We start from the raw sequence: 14446 nt of genomic DNA, 5'->3' as shown, positions 1-14446 counted from the left end.
CCTTTGAAACAGTGGATTAAAGCGGCTGGTCTTGGCCTAGTGATTTTGACTTCATCAATCTACGCTCAAGCAGCGGAAGCAGCGCAAAAAGTCGGTTATGTTGCAACGGGCCAAGCGATGCAGCAATTGGCACAGCGTTACAATGTGGCAGAAAAACTGCGTAAGGAGTTTAAAGACCGCATCGATGAATTGCGTGGCATTGAAGGCCGCATGAAAACCAAAGTTGACAAGATGAAGCGTGACGGCGAGCTAATGAGCGCGAGCGATCGCACCAAGCTGCAGCGTGAAATGGCAGCATTAGAATCTGACTATAAACTTAAAGCAAAAGCCCTGCAGGAAGATCAACGTCGCCGTGGTGCAGAAGAAGAGCAGAAACTGGTGAAGAAAATCCGTACTGCGATTCAGGATGTATCAAAGCGCGAAGGTTATGATCTGGTGGTTGACGCGAACGCGGTGTTGTACGCCAATCCAAAAGATGATCTATCGTCAAAAGTGATTTCTGCTGTGAAGTAAGGCCTCGCCTTTCTCACACATAAACACAAAACAGAAGTCGAAAGAAGGGGGTGAACTTTGGTAAACTCCCGTCTTTCGGCTTGTTTTATATGGGTGTCTGGTTAATTTGACTGGTCTTACCAAGCGGAATGCGATTCTGGTGACGCTGGATACCATTACCGGTTGGTAGACAATGGGTAGACAATAACTCGCACCAACAGAAGAATAGATAAAAAGGTTAATAATGGTTGCTATAACGCTTGCTGAACTGGCAGAAAAATTGGGTGCAGAGCTTCGTGGTGAAGGCGCTGTGGAAGTCCACTCTTTAGCTGGCATGGCGAAAGCGGGCGAAGGACAAATCACCTTCCTATCCGACAGTAAGTACCGCAAGATGCTGGCAGAATGTAAAGCCTCTGCGGTGATGCTACGCGCGGGCGATGCAGAATACTTCGCCGGTAATGCGTTGATCGTGAATGACCCTTACGTGTGCTACGCACGCGTGGCACAGCTGCTGGATAGCACGCCTGCAGCGGCCAGTGATATTGCACCGTCTGCGTTTATCGATCCCACCGCTGTGTTGGGTCAGAATGTGTCAATTGGCCACAATGCCGTGATTGAAGCGGGTGTGCGTCTGGGCGACAACGTACAAATTGGCGCGGGTTGTTTCATCGGTAAAAACGCAGAGATTGGCGTGAACACCAAGCTGTGGGCGAACGTCACGATTTACCACAACGTGGTACTTGGCGATCACTGTTTGGTTCAGTCGAGCACTGTTATTGGTGCAGATGGTTTCGGTTATGCCAACGAGAAAGGCGAGTGGGTGAAAATTCCACAGTTAGGTACCGTACGCATCGGTAACCGCGTGGAAATTGGCGCGTGTACCACCATTGACCGTGGTGCGCTGGACGACACCATCATTGATGATAACGTGATCATCGATAACCAAATGCAGATCGCCCACAACGTGCAGATCGGATATGGTACGGCGATGGCGGGTGGTACAATTGTTGCTGGCAGTACTAAAATCGGTAAATACTGCATTATTGGCGGTGCGTCTGTGCTTAACGGCCACATTGAAATCGCCGATGGCGTGACCATTACCGGTATGGGTATGGTGATGCGCAGTATTGAAGAAAAAGGCATGTTCTCTTCTGGCATTCCCTTGCAGCCAAACCGTGAGTGGCGTAAAACCGCGACCCGCGTGATGAAGATTGATGAGATGAACAAACGTCTCAAAGCCGTTGAAAAACAATTGACCAAAAAAGGCGAATAATCGCGCCTTTAAGTGGCAATCGGCCCCGTTAGGGTGGCCGCTTTGCGTGTCCATAACACACGCATTTCTCCTATTTGACTAGACAGGAATTCAGTTTTGACTAGCGAAAATAAAACGCTGAATATCACAGAAATTCAAGAGCTTCTTCCGCACCGCTATCCGTTCCTTATGATTGATCGCGTGACGCATTATGAAGAAGGTAAAACCCTGACAGCGATTAAAAACGTATCGGTCAACGAACCGCAATTTACGGGTCACTTCCCGAAAATGCCGGTATTCCCTGGCGTGATGATCCTTGAAGCAATGGCACAGGCGACCGGTCTGTTGGCCTTTAAAACCTTTGGTGCGCCAGCAGAAAACGAGCTTTACTACTTCGCCAGCATCGACAACGCGAAGTTCCGTAAGCCGGTTGTGCCGGGTGATCAGATGATCATTGAAGTTGAATTTCTAAAAGAGCGCCGTGGCATTGCGTTGTTCAACGGTGTAGCAAAAGTGGACGACCAAGTGGTGTGTTCTGCTGAGCTAAAATGTGCAAGACGAGAATTCTAATGATCCACGAAACTGCGCAAATTCATCCTTCTGCGGTGATTGAAGAAGGTGTGGTGATTGGTGCCAACACCACCGTGGGACCGTTTACCTATATCGCCAAAGATGTGGTGATCGGTGACGGTAACGAAATCATGTCCCACGTGGTGATGAAGGGCCCGATGACCATGGGCAATGATAACCGCGTGTTCCCGTATGCCATTCTTGGTGAAGAGTGTCAGGACAAGAAATACAACGGTGAGCCGACCCGCCTTGAAATCGGCGATCGTAATGTGATCCGTGAAAGCGTTCAGATCCATCGTGGTACCGTACAAGACAAAGGCGTGACCATTGTCGGTAACGACAACCTATTGTGTGTGAATGCACACGTGGCGCACGACGTTGTGATCGGCAACCACACCCACATTGGTAATAACTCGATTCTGGGTGGCCATGTGAGCGTGGGCGATTACGCGGGCGTAATGGCCCTGTCTGCCATCCACCCGTTCTGTTCGGTGGGGGCATACAGCTACATCGGTGGGTGTTCTGCCGTGGTGCAAGATGTGCCGCCTTACGTGCTTGCACAAGGCAACCACGCATCGCCGTTTGGCCTGAACTTGGTCGGTTTGCAGCGTAATGGTTTTGAAAAGCCTGAACTGCACGCCCTGCGCCGTGCGTACAAAGAACTGTACCGCTCAGGTAAAACACTGGCTGAAGTGAAGCCTATTTTGGCTGAGATGGCCGAAGACTGGCCATCGGTCGGTCACTTCCTGGATGCTATCAATAATTCAGAACGCGGAATCATTCGTTAATATGACGAAGCCACTTCGTATAGGAATTGTCGCCGGGGAAATCTCCGGCGATATTTTAGGTGCCGGTTTTATGCAAGCCGTGCGCGCGCAGTATCCGGATGCGGAGTTTGTCGGCATTGCCGGGCCGCGTATGCAGGCAGAAGGTTGCGAGACCTTGTTTGACATGGAAGAGCTGGCGGTGATGGGGATTGTTGAAGTCCTTGGCCGTTTGCCTCGCCTGTTCAAAGTCAAAGCCGAGCTGGTCAAATTCTTCACCGATAACCCGCCAGATGTGTTTGTGGGCATTGATGCACCGGATTTCAATTTGCGTCTTGAGCGTAACCTGAAAGATGCCGGGATCAAAACCGTTCATTATGTCAGCCCCTCCGTGTGGGCGTGGCGTCAAAATCGCATTCACGGTATTGCCGCAGCCACCAATTTGGTGCTGGCCTTTTTGCCGTTTGAAAAAGCCTTCTACGACAAATTCAATGTGCCGTGTGAGTTTATTGGCCACACCATGGCCGATAGCATTCCGCTGGAAACGGATCAACGAGCAGCCCAGCAGTTGTTAGGGCTGGAGAGCGACCGCCGTTGGTTGGCCGTGTTGCCAGGCAGCCGCGGGGGGGAAATGGAACTATTAGCCCCGCCGTTCATTGAAACCTGTCGCTTGCTGAAACAGCAGCACCCGGATTTGGGTTTTGTGGTGGCACTGGTCAATCAAAAACGCCGTGCCCAGTTTGAACAAGCATGGCAAGCCACCGCCCCTGAGCTGGATTTTGTGCTGGTGGACGACACCGCACGCAATGTGATGATCGCTTCTGATGCCGTCTTGTTGGCATCCGGTACGGTCGCACTGGAATGCATGCTGGTGAAGCGTCCGATGGTGGTGGGCTATAAAGTGAAACCGCTGACCGCGTGGCTGGCCAAGCGTCTGCTTAAAACCAAGTATGTGTCGCTGGCGAACATTCTGGCGGATCGAGAGTTGGTGCCGGAGCTGCTGCAAGAAGACTGCACCCCTGAGAATCTTGCGCGTGAAGTGAACCGCTTCTTGTCGCCAGAGTACCAAGCAGAGAACGCAGCCTTGCTGGCCGAGTTCACCCGTTTGCATCAGCTGATCAAATGCGATGCTGATAAGAAAGCCGCACACGCCGTGCTAGCGCTCATCAATAAGTGATCGATCAGTGACGGCCAACGTTGGCCGTCATTCCCTCAATCTGTAAGTAGATAAAGATGATGGCAACAGAATTTCCCCCGTTTGAATACCCCATTGCGTCCTGCATTGCAGGCGTGGATGAAGTCGGCCGTGGCCCGTTAGTGGGCGCGGTTGTGACCGCTGCGGTCATTTTGGATCCGAATAACCCGATTGAAGGGCTGACGGATTCGAAAAAACTCAGCGAGAAAAAACGCAACCTGCTGTTTGATGAAATCAAAGAAAAAGCGTTAGCGTGGTCATCAGGCCGTTGCGAGCCGGAAGAAATTGATGAGCTCAATATTCTGCAAGCGACCATGGTCGCGATGCAGCGTGCGGTTGCCGGCTTGCCCGTTCAGCCTGATTTTGTATTGGTTGATGGCAACAAAGTCCCTGTTTTACCGATGGCAGCGCAAGCTGTGGTGAAAGGCGACTTGCGCGTGGCCGAGATCAGTGCGGCGTCCATTTTAGCGAAAGTCACCCGTGACCGTGAAATGGAAGTGTTGGATGCACAGTACCCGCAGTATGGCTTTGCCAAGCACAAAGGGTATCCGACTAAAGCGCACTTTGACGCCTTGGAAGCCCACGGTGCCATTGAGCAGCACCGTAAGAGCTTTAAGCCAGTGAAGCGTATTCTCGGTTTGGATTGAGTCGCTGAACATAAACGGCTTGGCATAAGCGACTGAAAAGACAGCGATGTAAAATTTGTCGCACAGCAAATGCCCTATCAAGGTGATTAGAGTCAACAGCGTGAGCGCTTTGGGCTATAATCACCTTCTTTGTTTTACCCACACATAATATTGGTTAGTCATGGCTGATCCTCGCTTTATTCATCTTCGTGTCCACAGTGACTTTTCAATGGTCGATGGCTTGTCCAAAGTTGGGCCGCTGGTTAAAACCGTGGCTGGCATGGGCATGCCTGCGATGGCATTGACCGACTTTACCAACCTGTGTGGTTTGGTGAAATTCTACTATTCTGCCCACGGGGCAGGTTTGAAGCCGATCATCGGTGCTGACTTCAAAGTCATGTCAGAAGAGATGGGCGACGAGTTGTGGGATTTGACCGTACTGGCCGCCGACAATGAAGGTTACCAGAACCTGACCATGCTGATCTCCAAAGCCTATCAGCGTGGCCATGTGCAGCATATGCCGGTGATGGACAAAGCGTGGCTGGTGGAGCATGCCAAAGGCCTGATCTTACTCTCTGGCGGCAAAAGCGGCGACGTGGGTAAAGCGCTATTGAAAGGTAACCAGCAACTGGTTGATAAATGCGTGGCGTTTTATCAAACCTACTTCCCGGATGCGTATTATCTGGAGCTGGTGCGCACGGGGCGTCCCGATGAAGACGCTTATTTACACTTTGCTGTCGCCTTAGCCGAGCAAGCCGATCTGCCCGTTGTCGCGACCAACGACGTACGTTTTTTGACGGCCGATCAATTTGACGCACATGAGATTCGTGTCTCGATTCACGATGGCTACACACTGGTCGATCCCAACCGCCCGAAACTCTACAGTAACCAGCAATACTTGCGCACCGAAGAAGAAATGTGTGCGTTATTTGCAGATATCCCTGAAGCGCTGGAAAACAGTGTCGAAATCGCCAAACGCTGTAATGTCACGGTCCGCTTAGGCGAATACTTCCTGCCGAACTTCCCAACCGGCGACATGAGTATTGAAGACTTTTTGGTCAAAGTGTCGGAAGAGGGCCTTGAACGCCGTTTGGCATTTTTGTTCCCCGATGAGGCTGTGCGGGCTGAGCGTCGTCCCGAATACGATGAACGCTTAGCGATCGAATTGAAAGTGATCAACCAAATGGGTTTCCCAGGTTACTTCTTGATCGTTATGGAGTTTATCCAGTGGTCGAAAGACAACGGTGTGCCGGTCGGGCCGGGTCGAGGGTCAGGTGCCGGTTCATTGGTGGCGTATGCGCTGGATATCACCGATCTGGATCCGCTTGAATTTGACCTCCTGTTCGAACGTTTCTTGAACCCAGAACGTGTTTCCATGCCCGATTTCGATATCGACTTCTGTATGGATAAGCGTGATCAGGTGATTGATCACGTGGCTGAAATGTACGGCCGTGATGCGGTATCGCAGATCATCACCTTTGGTACGATGGCCGCCAAAGCCGTTATTCGCGATGTGGGTCGTGTGCTCGGGCATCCGTACGGGTTTGTTGACCGTCTGTCCAAACTGATCCCAGCAGAACCCGGTATGACGTTGGCGAAAGCGTTTGAGGCTGAACCGCAATTGCCGCAGATGTATGATTCGGATGAAGAAGTCAAAGATCTGATCGACATGTGTCGGATCTTGGAAGGGGTCACGCGAAACGCCGGTAAACACGCCGGGGGCGTGGTGATCTCACCGACCACCATCACGGACTTTGCGCCGCTGTATTGTGACGCCGAAGGGGGCAACCCGGTCACTCAGTTCGATAAGAACGACGTGGAAACGGCCGGTCTGGTGAAGTTCGACTTCTTGGGTCTGCGTACCCTGACGATCATCGACTGGGCATTGGGGATGATCAACCCCCGCCGAGAAGCCGAAGGGAAAGAGCCCGTCAATATCGCGGCTATCCCGATGGCGGATGCGAAGTCCTTTGCCATGTTGCAACGTTCAGAATCGACGGCGGTATTCCAGCTCGAATCCCGCGGCATGAAAGATTTGATCAAACGTCTTCAGCCCGACTGTTTTGAAGACATGATCGCACTGGTGGCCTTGTTCCGTCCGGGGCCGTTGCAATCGGGCATGGTAGATAACTTTATCGACCGTAAGCACGGTCGTGAAGAGATCTCTTACCCGGATGCGACGTGGCAGCATGAGTCGTTAAAAGAAATTCTGGATCCCACGTACGGCATTATCCTGTATCAGGAACAGGTTATGCAGATCGCACAGGTACTGTCAGGCTACACCTTGGGTGGTGCCGACATGTTGCGTCGTGCAATGGGTAAGAAAAAACCGGAAGAAATGGCCAAGCAGCGCGAGACCTTTGAGCAAGGCGCGATGGACAATGGCGTTGATGGCGAGTTGGCGATGAAAATCTTCGACTTGGTGGAAAAGTTTGCCGGCTACGGTTTCAACAAATCCCACTCCGCCGCGTATGCCTTGGTGTCTTACCAAACGTTGTGGCTGAAAGCCCACTATCCGGCAGAATTCATGGCAGCGGTAATGACCGCCGATATGGATAACACCGACAAGATCATTGGCTTGGTGGACGAATGCTTGCGCATGAAGATCGCCTTGCTGCCGCCGGATGTGAACAAGGGCCTGTACCGCTTTAACGTGGATGACAATGGCGCCATTGTGTACGGTATCGGGGCGGTGAAAGGGGTGGGTGAAGGCCCGATTGAAAACATCATCGCCGCGCGTGAAAAAGGTGGCTACTTTAAAGACCTGTTTGATTTTTGTGCGCGTATTGACACGAAAAAGGTCAACAAGCGCGTATTGGAAAAATTGATTAAATCCGGTGCGATGGACCGATTGGGACCCAACCGTGCCGCTATGATGGCCACGTTGGACGATGCGATTCGCGCCGCCAGCCAGCATCACCAAGCGGAAGCGTTTGGTCAGGCTGACATGTTCGGTGTCCTGACAGCAGCACCGGAAGAAGTGGAGCATGCTTACGCTAACATCCCAGAATGGCCGGAAAAAGTCTGGTTAGAAGGGGAGAGAGAGACGCTAGGGTTGTACCTTACCGGTCACCCGATCAACGCCTATGTGTCGGAGTTGAAGCACTACACGACGTGGCGTTTGAAGGATGCACATCCGACCGGACGCGACAAAGTGGTGAGTGTGGCGGGCTTGGTCATTGCTGCCCGTGTGATGACCACCAAGCGCGGAACACGCATTGGCCTGTTGACCCTGGATGATCGTTCTGGTCGAATGGAGGTTATGCTGTATTCTGAGGCGCTTGATCGCTATCTGGATCTGCTTGAAAAAGATAGAATAGTGGTCGTTTCTGGACAGGTCAGCTTTGATGATTTCAATGGTGGCCTTAAAATGTCAGCCAGAGAAGTACTCGACATCTCTGATGCACGAGAAAAGCACCTGCGAGGGTTGGCCATTTCCGTGACAGAAGAGCAGATCGATCAACAGTTTTTTGAACGTTTCAGCACTGTGCTGGAACCGCACCGTGCAGGTACTGTACCTGTTTACGTGTATTATCAGCGCTCGAACGCACGTGCCAAATTGACCTTAGGGACAGAATGGCGTGTCACACCCGCAGATCAACTTATCTCAGATCTCAAAATATTACTGGGTGAGAAGCAGGTCGAGCTTGAGTTTAATTAAGTTAGCCCATCGTTATTGCATAGATGAATGATGATGAGCAAAAGGATTGAAGTGGTATGAGCCTGAACTTCCTTGAGTTTGAACAGCCGATTGCAGAGCTGGAAGCCAAAATTGAAGCATTGCGTGATGTATCTAGCCGTGATGATTCTGAATCGGTTGATTTACATAAAGAAATTGAGCAACTTGAAAAGAAAAGCCTCGAGCTGACCAAAAAGATCTTCAACGATCTTGGCGCTTGGCAGGTTGCCCAGCTGGCGCGTCATCCACAGCGTCCGTATACCTTTGATTATGTCGAACACATTTTCACTGAGTTTGATGAACTGGCGGGTGATCGTGCGTTTGCGGATGACAAAGCGTTAGTGGGCGGTATTGCTCGTTTGGACGGTCGCCCTGTGATGATCATTGGTCACCAAAAAGGCCGTGAGACCAAAGAGAAAGTACTGCGTAACTTTGGGATGCCAAAGCCGGAAGGTTACCGTAAAGCCCTGCGTTTGATGAAAATGGCAGAGCGTTTCAAGATGCCAATCATAACCTTCATTGACACCGCGGGTGCTTACCCAGGTGTGGGCGCAGAAGAACGCGGTCAGTCAGAAGCGATTGCAACAAACTTGAAAGCCATGGCTGGCCTGACAGTGCCTGTGATTTGTAATGTTGTCGGTGAAGGCGGCTCAGGCGGTGCGTTGGCGATTGGCGTGGGTGATTGCGTGAACATGCTGCAATACTCTACGTACTCGGTGATTTCACCAGAAGGCTGTGCGTCTATCCTGTGGCGTGATTCGGATAAAGCCCCACAAGCGGCAGAAGCGATGGGTATGACGGCAGAGCGCTTGAAAGAGTTGGCGTTGATCGACAACATCGTGGAAGAGCCATTAGGCGGTGCACACCGCAATGTGGAAGTCATCGCAGCGTCATTGAAGCAGCAAATTGTGGCGACGTTAGCCGATTTAGATCAGCTGGACACAGAAGCGCTATTGGCACGTCGTTATGAGCGTTTGATGAGCTACGGTTACTGCTGATTGTCAGCGTCAACCGTCGTATAAAGAGGTCAGCCAGCGGCTGGCCTTTTTTGTTTCTGCGCTTCTTCGACTCTGCGCGGTGATGCCCGCCTTTTGATATACTTTACTTTATCACCGTTTTTGGAATGATCTCAATGCTTTATGCCACCCTGCACCGTTTTCTTCAGACGCAGCAAACGCCTGATACCCGTTATGTGTTGGCCCTCAGCGGGGGCATGGATTCACGGGTCTTGTTGCACTTGCTGGCCCGCTATCAACACGCGCATCCTGATGTTGTCTGTCAGGCGGTGCATGTGCACCATGGTTTGAGCGCCCATGCAGATACGTGGGCAGCGCAATGTGTGGCATGGGCAACCGCGGCGGGTATCGACTGTGTGGTGGAGCGCGTGACGCTGCCTGACGGGCCTCGACAAAGCATTGAGCAGCTGGCGCGTGATGCACGTTATCAGGCATTAGCGAAGTATGTGGATGCCAATACCGTGTTATTGACGGCGCAACATGCCGATGATCAGCTAGAGACTTTTCTGCTGGCCTTGAAGCGCGGCAGTGGACCGGCAGGGCTGTCGGCGATGCCCGCGACGATGGCCTTTGCTGCCGGACAGCATTGCCGTCCGTTACTGGATGTCCCCCGAGAAGCGATTGAGCAGTATGCCCATGCTCACCAGTTAGCGTGGGTGGAAGACGAAAGTAACCAAGATACGCGTTATGACCGGAATTTCTTGCGTCATCAAATTACCCCATTATTGACAGCTCGCTGGCCGGGGATCCGCAAAGCGGTGGCGCGCAGTGCGGCGTTGTGTGGCGAACAAGAACGCTTATTGGAAGAGTTATTGGCCGTGCAATTGGCACAGGCAATACAACCCGATGGTAGTTTAGCGATAGCGTCGTTGGGCAGCGAGCGGCAAGGCAAAGCCCTGATCAGATTATGGCTCGCCAAACAAGATCTGCTGATGCCCTCACAGGCGCAATTGGCCGAGATGTGGGACAGTGTGGTCGGTGCCAAGGTCGATGCGAATCCGCAAGTGTGCTGGCATCAGTATACCTTGCGCCGTTTTCAGCAGCGGTTGTATGTGGTGCAACCGCATGCGGCGATCGATCAGGTGGTGTTGCCGTGTTTGTTAGAGACCCTGTGTGTGCTGCCTACCGGGTTGGGCACCCTGTCGCTGCAACGTATTTCGGGGGCAAACGTGTTACCCCAATCGGCTCATACGACCTTGCGTGCACCCGAGAAAGATGAAGCGGTCACGGTGCGGTTTGCTGCACCTGCAGGGCTGGAAGTGCGTCCGGTGGGGCGAGCGGGTAAGCGGAAATTGAAAAAGCTGTATCAGGAATACGGCGTGCCGAGTTGGCAGCGTCGCCGCTTACCGCTGATTTTTTATGGCGAACAACTGGTGGCGGTGGCTGGCGTCTTTGTGGTGGCAGCATTTGCGGGGGATGACTGCGCGATCGTTTGGCACACAGAAGCGACAAGCGTGCAGGGGGGCGGGAAAACAGGCACACTATAACGGTGACGTCTGCTTAGGGCGCGATAAATTAGGATAATGAACAAGAAGAAAGAGGATGCAATGAAGAGACTGTTCGCTGGTGTACTGTTAACGGCGGTCATGGCCGCGCCTGCTATGGCTGCGGGCGATCCTGCCGCAGGAAAAGCCAAATCTGCCATTTGTGCGGCATGCCATGGGGCGGAGGGGATTGCCGCGATCCCGAGCTATCCGAATTTGAAAGGTCAAAATGCCCAGTATTTGACCAGTGCCTTGAAAGCGTACCAGAACAAAGAGCGCACTGGTGCGATGGCACAGGTGATGCAGCCGATGGCAGGTATGCTCAATGATCAGGATATCGCGAACCTCGCGGCGTACTATTCACAATTGAAGTAGTGCCTGTTGGTGCAATAAAAAGACATAGGGAAGGCATGGCGATCACACCTTGATGGTGATCGCTGTGCCTTTTTTTATGTGGCGCATAATTTTCTCCTACAACGAATCACTGCATAGGGGCTTTTTTAATAAAAAGATAATCTTCAGTTGCTTAAATAATCAGAACATATTATCGTACTAGCACGCTGATACATTAATCATATTTAGGAGTCATTATGAGTAAACCATCCACACTCGGGGGAGCCTGTATAATCGCCAGTGTTTGCGTCGGTGCAGGCATGTTGGGCCTACCCAGCGCCGGTGCGGGTGCGTGGACGCTATGGAGTGTGATTGCCATTTCTTTCACGATGATCATGATGACGCTATCGGGCTGGTTATTACTTGAAGCTCTTAAACATTATGAGTTTAAAGCCTCATTCAATACGGTGACCAAAGACGTTCTTAGCAGTAAGGTGAATTTTATCAATAACTTGTCACTGTATTTTGTCGGTGGGATTTTATTGTATGCGTACATCTCAACCGCAGGGGATATTTTTGGAGGCATGCTTTCTATCGGCACGAAACCCGCGTCGGTTTTATTTGTGGCGTTGTGCTCGGCGTTTGTATTGCACTCAACCCGCGCTGTCGATCGTATCTCCATTGTGCTGATTTTATTTATGATCATCAGTTTCGTACTGGGGATTTCAGGTTTGGCTTCACAAATCAGTGTGCCGGTACTCTTTGGCCAAAGCCAAGGGGAAGTGCCGCAATATTCCAGCTATGCCCTTGCGTTACTGCCGGTGGCGTTGACGTCATTTGGTTATCACCATTCTGTGAGTACCATGCGTGATTACTATCAGGACGAGCAGCAAGCGAAAAAAGCGATTTTGGCGGGCACGGCCATTGCGCTGACCTTTTATTTGGTGTGGGTGATTTGTATTTTCGGCAACTTACCGCGTGAATCTTTTGGCCCGGTAGTGAGTGCGGGTGGCAGTGTGGATGCCTTGTTATCAGCCTTGACGACGGGGGTTGACTCTAACAGCATTAAGCAAGCACTGAATATTTTCTCTATTGCTGCCGTGGTGTCTTCTTTCATTGGTGTTGGGCTGGGGGTGTTTGATTATTTAGCTGATTTCTTTGGCTTTGAAGATACCAAAGAAGGTCGATTTAAAACGTGGGTGGTCACTTTCCTTCCGCCATTATTGTTCTCATTGGTGGCGCCATTTGGTTTTGTGGCCGCGATTGGTTTAGCGGGTGCAGCAGCAACGATTTGGGCGTGTATTATTCCGGCTACCTTGGCGAAAACCTTGCGTCAACGCCAGCCTGAACAAACGGGCTTTGTGGTACCGGGCGGGAACCTGACTATAAATGTTGTGATCACTTTTGGTGTTTTGACCGCTGCTTTCCATGTGCTAGCAATGGCTAACATATTACCGGTATTCAAAGGCTAATCGCGAATACCTAGTATCTAACATCTAAGCCCTCAAGTTATCAGTGTAACGTGCAATAAAAAACGGAAGCCTTGGCTTCCGTTTTTTGTTTGTGCTGCTTTGAGTGCGTGAGGTCAGCGGAAAATAAAACGCGAGCGATTAACGAAATTGTTTGGCATCTGGCAGGTAATCAAATCCTGCTGCGGCCAGTTTGGCCACCAGTGCGTCTTTGTCGATATCATAGAACGCCACGAGGTTATCGAGTTCGGTAAACTCATCACGCAATTTCATGTTAACGATGCTCATCAGCATCACCGGATCCATCTTTTCAAAGTTGCTTAGGTTCATTAGGCGTCCTCGTGATCGCTCATCAGTAGGTTAGCGGCAGCGAAAGCCGCGCGCTCACGTACGTCGAGTGGCAAGTTATCATTGGCTGCGATGTCATTCAGGGTTTTGATCGTGCAATGGATGGCATTAGGGATATAGCCTTGATCACCACTTCCAATTTGTGCGTACATCATGCGGATCAATTCACAACAGTCATAAACTTTCATCGATTTTCTTCCTTAAACAGTGATTTTATTAATGCCTGTCCCGTTATTAAACCGGTCAAAGGCATTGATGAAATCACAGTCCCAAGGCACAGGTACCGCGTGTTGAGGATGTGTATGAGAACAGGAATCACTATACCAGAGGTTAGCGATGAGGGGAAAATCACTTCGTGCGTTTGTGCTGGTAGAGATGGCGGTCTGCACGATCAACCAAGGTTGTTGTGGTGTCGCCGGGTTGGTGGTTGGTAAAGCCACACGAGCAGCCAATATTGAGGGCTTGCAATGTGCTGTCGGTGAGCATCAATCGCTGGATACGCTTGATCACATGCTGTGCCGAGGTGTCGCTGGCCGGTTGCAGTAAGACGGCAAATTCATCGCCCCCGATACGGTAACAGCGATCCGATGCGCGAACCGCTTGTTTTAGCAAGGTTGAAAAATGGCGGATCACTTTATCGCCATCTGGGTGACCAAAGCGATCGTTCACTTGCTTGAAGTTGTCGAGATCAAACATCGCCAAGGCTAACCCCACTTGGCGGCGTTCACTCATGGCCAGCGCATGATGCAGATCTTGCTCAAAACGACTGCGATTGCCCAATCCTGACAAGTAGTCACGTAATGCCATTTGTTTTACACGGCGGTATTCCAGCGCATTGATCAGTGGACCGGCAAACAGGCGATGATAGGTATGAAGCAGATTCACTTCGTCTTTATCGAGCGGATAAGGGGTGTGGTATTGCAATTTGCCTAATTCATTTTGATTAAAGCGCAGCAAAAAAGCCTGACGATACTCCGTGGCTGGGCCGCGGCGAACCAAGGTGGCGGTTTCATCTTGTTCCCAGATTAAGCGGTTAAGATCGATTTGCTTTTCGATCTCACGGGCTAAAACCTCAAACAAGAGATGCAGGTCGAGTTTACCTTGCAGTCTTTGCAAAATAAGCAGGCGCTGATCCGCTCCAAGCGGCTTGGTACGAGGCTTGCTATTTTGTGCTGTATTTTGCGCGATCGCAATGTCCGGTTTCATACTAGCGTCAAA

The 14446-nt window shown here is 51.2% G+C and carries 14 protein-coding genes; 11 read left to right on the top strand and 3 right to left on the bottom strand.

Features of this window, described 5'->3' with window-relative positions; genetic code table 11:
* Positions 1 to 3 precede the first annotated feature (3 nt).
* The 11 genes from L4C36_RS15095 to L4C36_RS15045 all read left to right on the top strand — a co-directional run bounded on the left by L4C36_RS15095 (position 4) and on the right by L4C36_RS15045 (position 12883).
* Entirely contained in the window at positions 4 to 513 is a 510-nt protein-coding gene (locus tag L4C36_RS15095) for an OmpH family outer membrane protein (RefSeq protein WP_428478630.1), read from the top strand.
* A 223-nt stretch (positions 514 to 736) separates the two neighbouring features.
* Positions 737 to 1765 carry a UDP-3-O-(3-hydroxymyristoyl)glucosamine N-acyltransferase gene (lpxD, locus tag L4C36_RS15090; RefSeq protein WP_428478629.1) on the top strand — a complete coding sequence of 343 codons (1029 nt, stop codon included), beginning with the start codon at positions 737 to 739 and terminating at the stop codon, positions 1763 to 1765.
* A 96-nt stretch (positions 1766 to 1861) separates the two neighbouring features.
* Positions 1862 to 2314, top strand: a complete 453-nt coding sequence (gene fabZ / locus L4C36_RS15085) for a 3-hydroxyacyl-ACP dehydratase FabZ (RefSeq protein ID WP_428478628.1) — start codon at positions 1862 to 1864, stop codon at positions 2312 to 2314.
* Complete coding sequence (lpxA, locus tag L4C36_RS15080; protein ID WP_428478627.1) at positions 2314 to 3102, top strand: acyl-ACP--UDP-N-acetylglucosamine O-acyltransferase; 789 nt, start codon at positions 2314 to 2316, stop codon at positions 3100 to 3102. The genes fabZ and lpxA overlap by 1 nt, the downstream gene beginning before the upstream one ends.
* 1 nt (position 3103) lies before the next feature.
* Entirely contained in the window at positions 3104 to 4255 is a 1152-nt protein-coding gene (gene lpxB, locus L4C36_RS15075; protein ID WP_428478626.1) for a lipid-A-disaccharide synthase, read from the top strand.
* 59 nt (positions 4256 to 4314) lie between these two features.
* The gene (gene rnhB / locus L4C36_RS15070; protein WP_428478647.1) at positions 4315 to 4920 is read left to right on the top strand and encodes a ribonuclease HII; all 606 of its coding nucleotides are present in this window, start codon (positions 4315 to 4317) and stop codon (positions 4918 to 4920) included.
* A 160-nt stretch (positions 4921 to 5080) separates the two neighbouring features.
* Positions 5081 to 8560 (top strand): DNA polymerase III subunit alpha, encoded by a 3480-nt coding sequence (gene dnaE, locus L4C36_RS15065; protein WP_428478625.1) that lies wholly within the window; start codon positions 5081 to 5083, stop codon positions 8558 to 8560.
* Positions 8561 to 8616: 56 nt separating this feature from the next.
* A complete protein-coding gene (gene accA / locus L4C36_RS15060) occupies positions 8617 to 9576 on the top strand; it encodes an acetyl-CoA carboxylase carboxyl transferase subunit alpha (RefSeq protein WP_428478624.1) in 960 nt (319 codons plus the stop codon).
* 134 nt (positions 9577 to 9710) lie between these two features.
* Positions 9711 to 11081, top strand: a complete 1371-nt coding sequence (tilS, locus tag L4C36_RS15055; protein WP_428478623.1) for a tRNA lysidine(34) synthetase TilS — start codon at positions 9711 to 9713, stop codon at positions 11079 to 11081.
* Between the two features lie 60 nt (positions 11082 to 11141).
* Complete coding sequence (locus L4C36_RS15050) at positions 11142 to 11453, top strand: c-type cytochrome (RefSeq protein WP_428478622.1); 312 nt, start codon at positions 11142 to 11144, stop codon at positions 11451 to 11453.
* 215 nt (positions 11454 to 11668) lie between these two features.
* Positions 11669 to 12883 carry an aromatic amino acid transporter gene (locus L4C36_RS15045; protein WP_428478621.1) on the top strand — a complete coding sequence of 405 codons (1215 nt, stop codon included), beginning with the start codon at positions 11669 to 11671 and terminating at the stop codon, positions 12881 to 12883.
* Positions 12884 to 13021: 138 nt separating this feature from the next.
* Here the strand turns inward: L4C36_RS15045 and L4C36_RS15040 are convergent, their stop codons facing one another.
* From L4C36_RS15040 to L4C36_RS15030, 3 genes are all read right to left on the bottom strand, one after another.
* Positions 13022 to 13210 (bottom strand): DUF4250 domain-containing protein, encoded by a 189-nt coding sequence (locus L4C36_RS15040; RefSeq protein ID WP_428478620.1) that lies wholly within the window; start codon positions 13208 to 13210, stop codon positions 13022 to 13024.
* Complete coding sequence (locus L4C36_RS15035; RefSeq protein WP_428478619.1) at positions 13210 to 13416, bottom strand: YaeP family protein; 207 nt, start codon at positions 13414 to 13416, stop codon at positions 13210 to 13212. The genes L4C36_RS15040 and L4C36_RS15035 overlap by 1 nt, the downstream gene beginning before the upstream one ends.
* A 160-nt stretch (positions 13417 to 13576) precedes the next feature.
* Positions 13577 to 14434 carry a GGDEF domain-containing protein gene (locus tag L4C36_RS15030; RefSeq protein WP_428478618.1) on the bottom strand — a complete coding sequence of 286 codons (858 nt, stop codon included), beginning with the start codon at positions 14432 to 14434 and terminating at the stop codon, positions 13577 to 13579.
* Positions 14435 to 14446: the final 12 nt, after the last annotated feature.

Source organism: Photobacterium japonica (genome assembly GCF_050337005.1).
GTDB classification, from domain to species: Bacteria; Pseudomonadota; Gammaproteobacteria; order Enterobacterales; family Vibrionaceae; genus Photobacterium; species Photobacterium japonica.
The sequence above is the reverse complement of the archived record's forward strand: the minus strand, read 5'-3'. Positions and strand labels throughout refer to the sequence as shown.

Excerpts from the sequence above, each read along its gene's own strand:
- lpxD (WP_428478629.1), top strand. The coding sequence starts at position 737 with ATGGTTGCTATAACGCTTGCTGAACTGGCAGAAAAATTGGGTGCAGAG.
- lpxA (WP_428478627.1), top strand. The coding sequence starts at position 2,314 with ATGATCCACGAAACTGCGCAAATTCATCCTTCTGCGGTGATTGAAGAA.
- lpxB (WP_428478626.1), top strand. The coding sequence starts at position 3,104 with ATGACGAAGCCACTTCGTATAGGAATTGTCGCCGGGGAAATCTCCGGC.
- rnhB (WP_428478647.1), top strand. The coding sequence starts at position 4,315 with ATGGCAACAGAATTTCCCCCGTTTGAATACCCCATTGCGTCCTGCATT.
- dnaE (WP_428478625.1), top strand. The coding sequence starts at position 5,081 with ATGGCTGATCCTCGCTTTATTCATCTTCGTGTCCACAGTGACTTTTCA.
- accA (WP_428478624.1), top strand. The coding sequence starts at position 8,617 with ATGAGCCTGAACTTCCTTGAGTTTGAACAGCCGATTGCAGAGCTGGAA.
- tilS (WP_428478623.1), top strand. The coding sequence starts at position 9,711 with ATGCTTTATGCCACCCTGCACCGTTTTCTTCAGACGCAGCAAACGCCT.
- L4C36_RS15050 (WP_428478622.1), top strand. The coding sequence starts at position 11,142 with ATGAAGAGACTGTTCGCTGGTGTACTGTTAACGGCGGTCATGGCCGCG.
- L4C36_RS15045 (WP_428478621.1), top strand. The coding sequence starts at position 11,669 with ATGAGTAAACCATCCACACTCGGGGGAGCCTGTATAATCGCCAGTGTT.
- L4C36_RS15040 (WP_428478620.1), bottom strand. The coding sequence starts at position 13,210 with ATGAACCTAAGCAACTTTGAAAAGATGGATCCGGTGATGCTGATGAGC.
- L4C36_RS15035 (WP_428478619.1), bottom strand. The coding sequence starts at position 13,416 with ATGAAAGTTTATGACTGTTGTGAATTGATCCGCATGATGTACGCACAA.
- L4C36_RS15030 (WP_428478618.1), bottom strand. The coding sequence starts at position 14,434 with ATGAAACCGGACATTGCGATCGCGCAAAATACAGCACAAAATAGCAAG.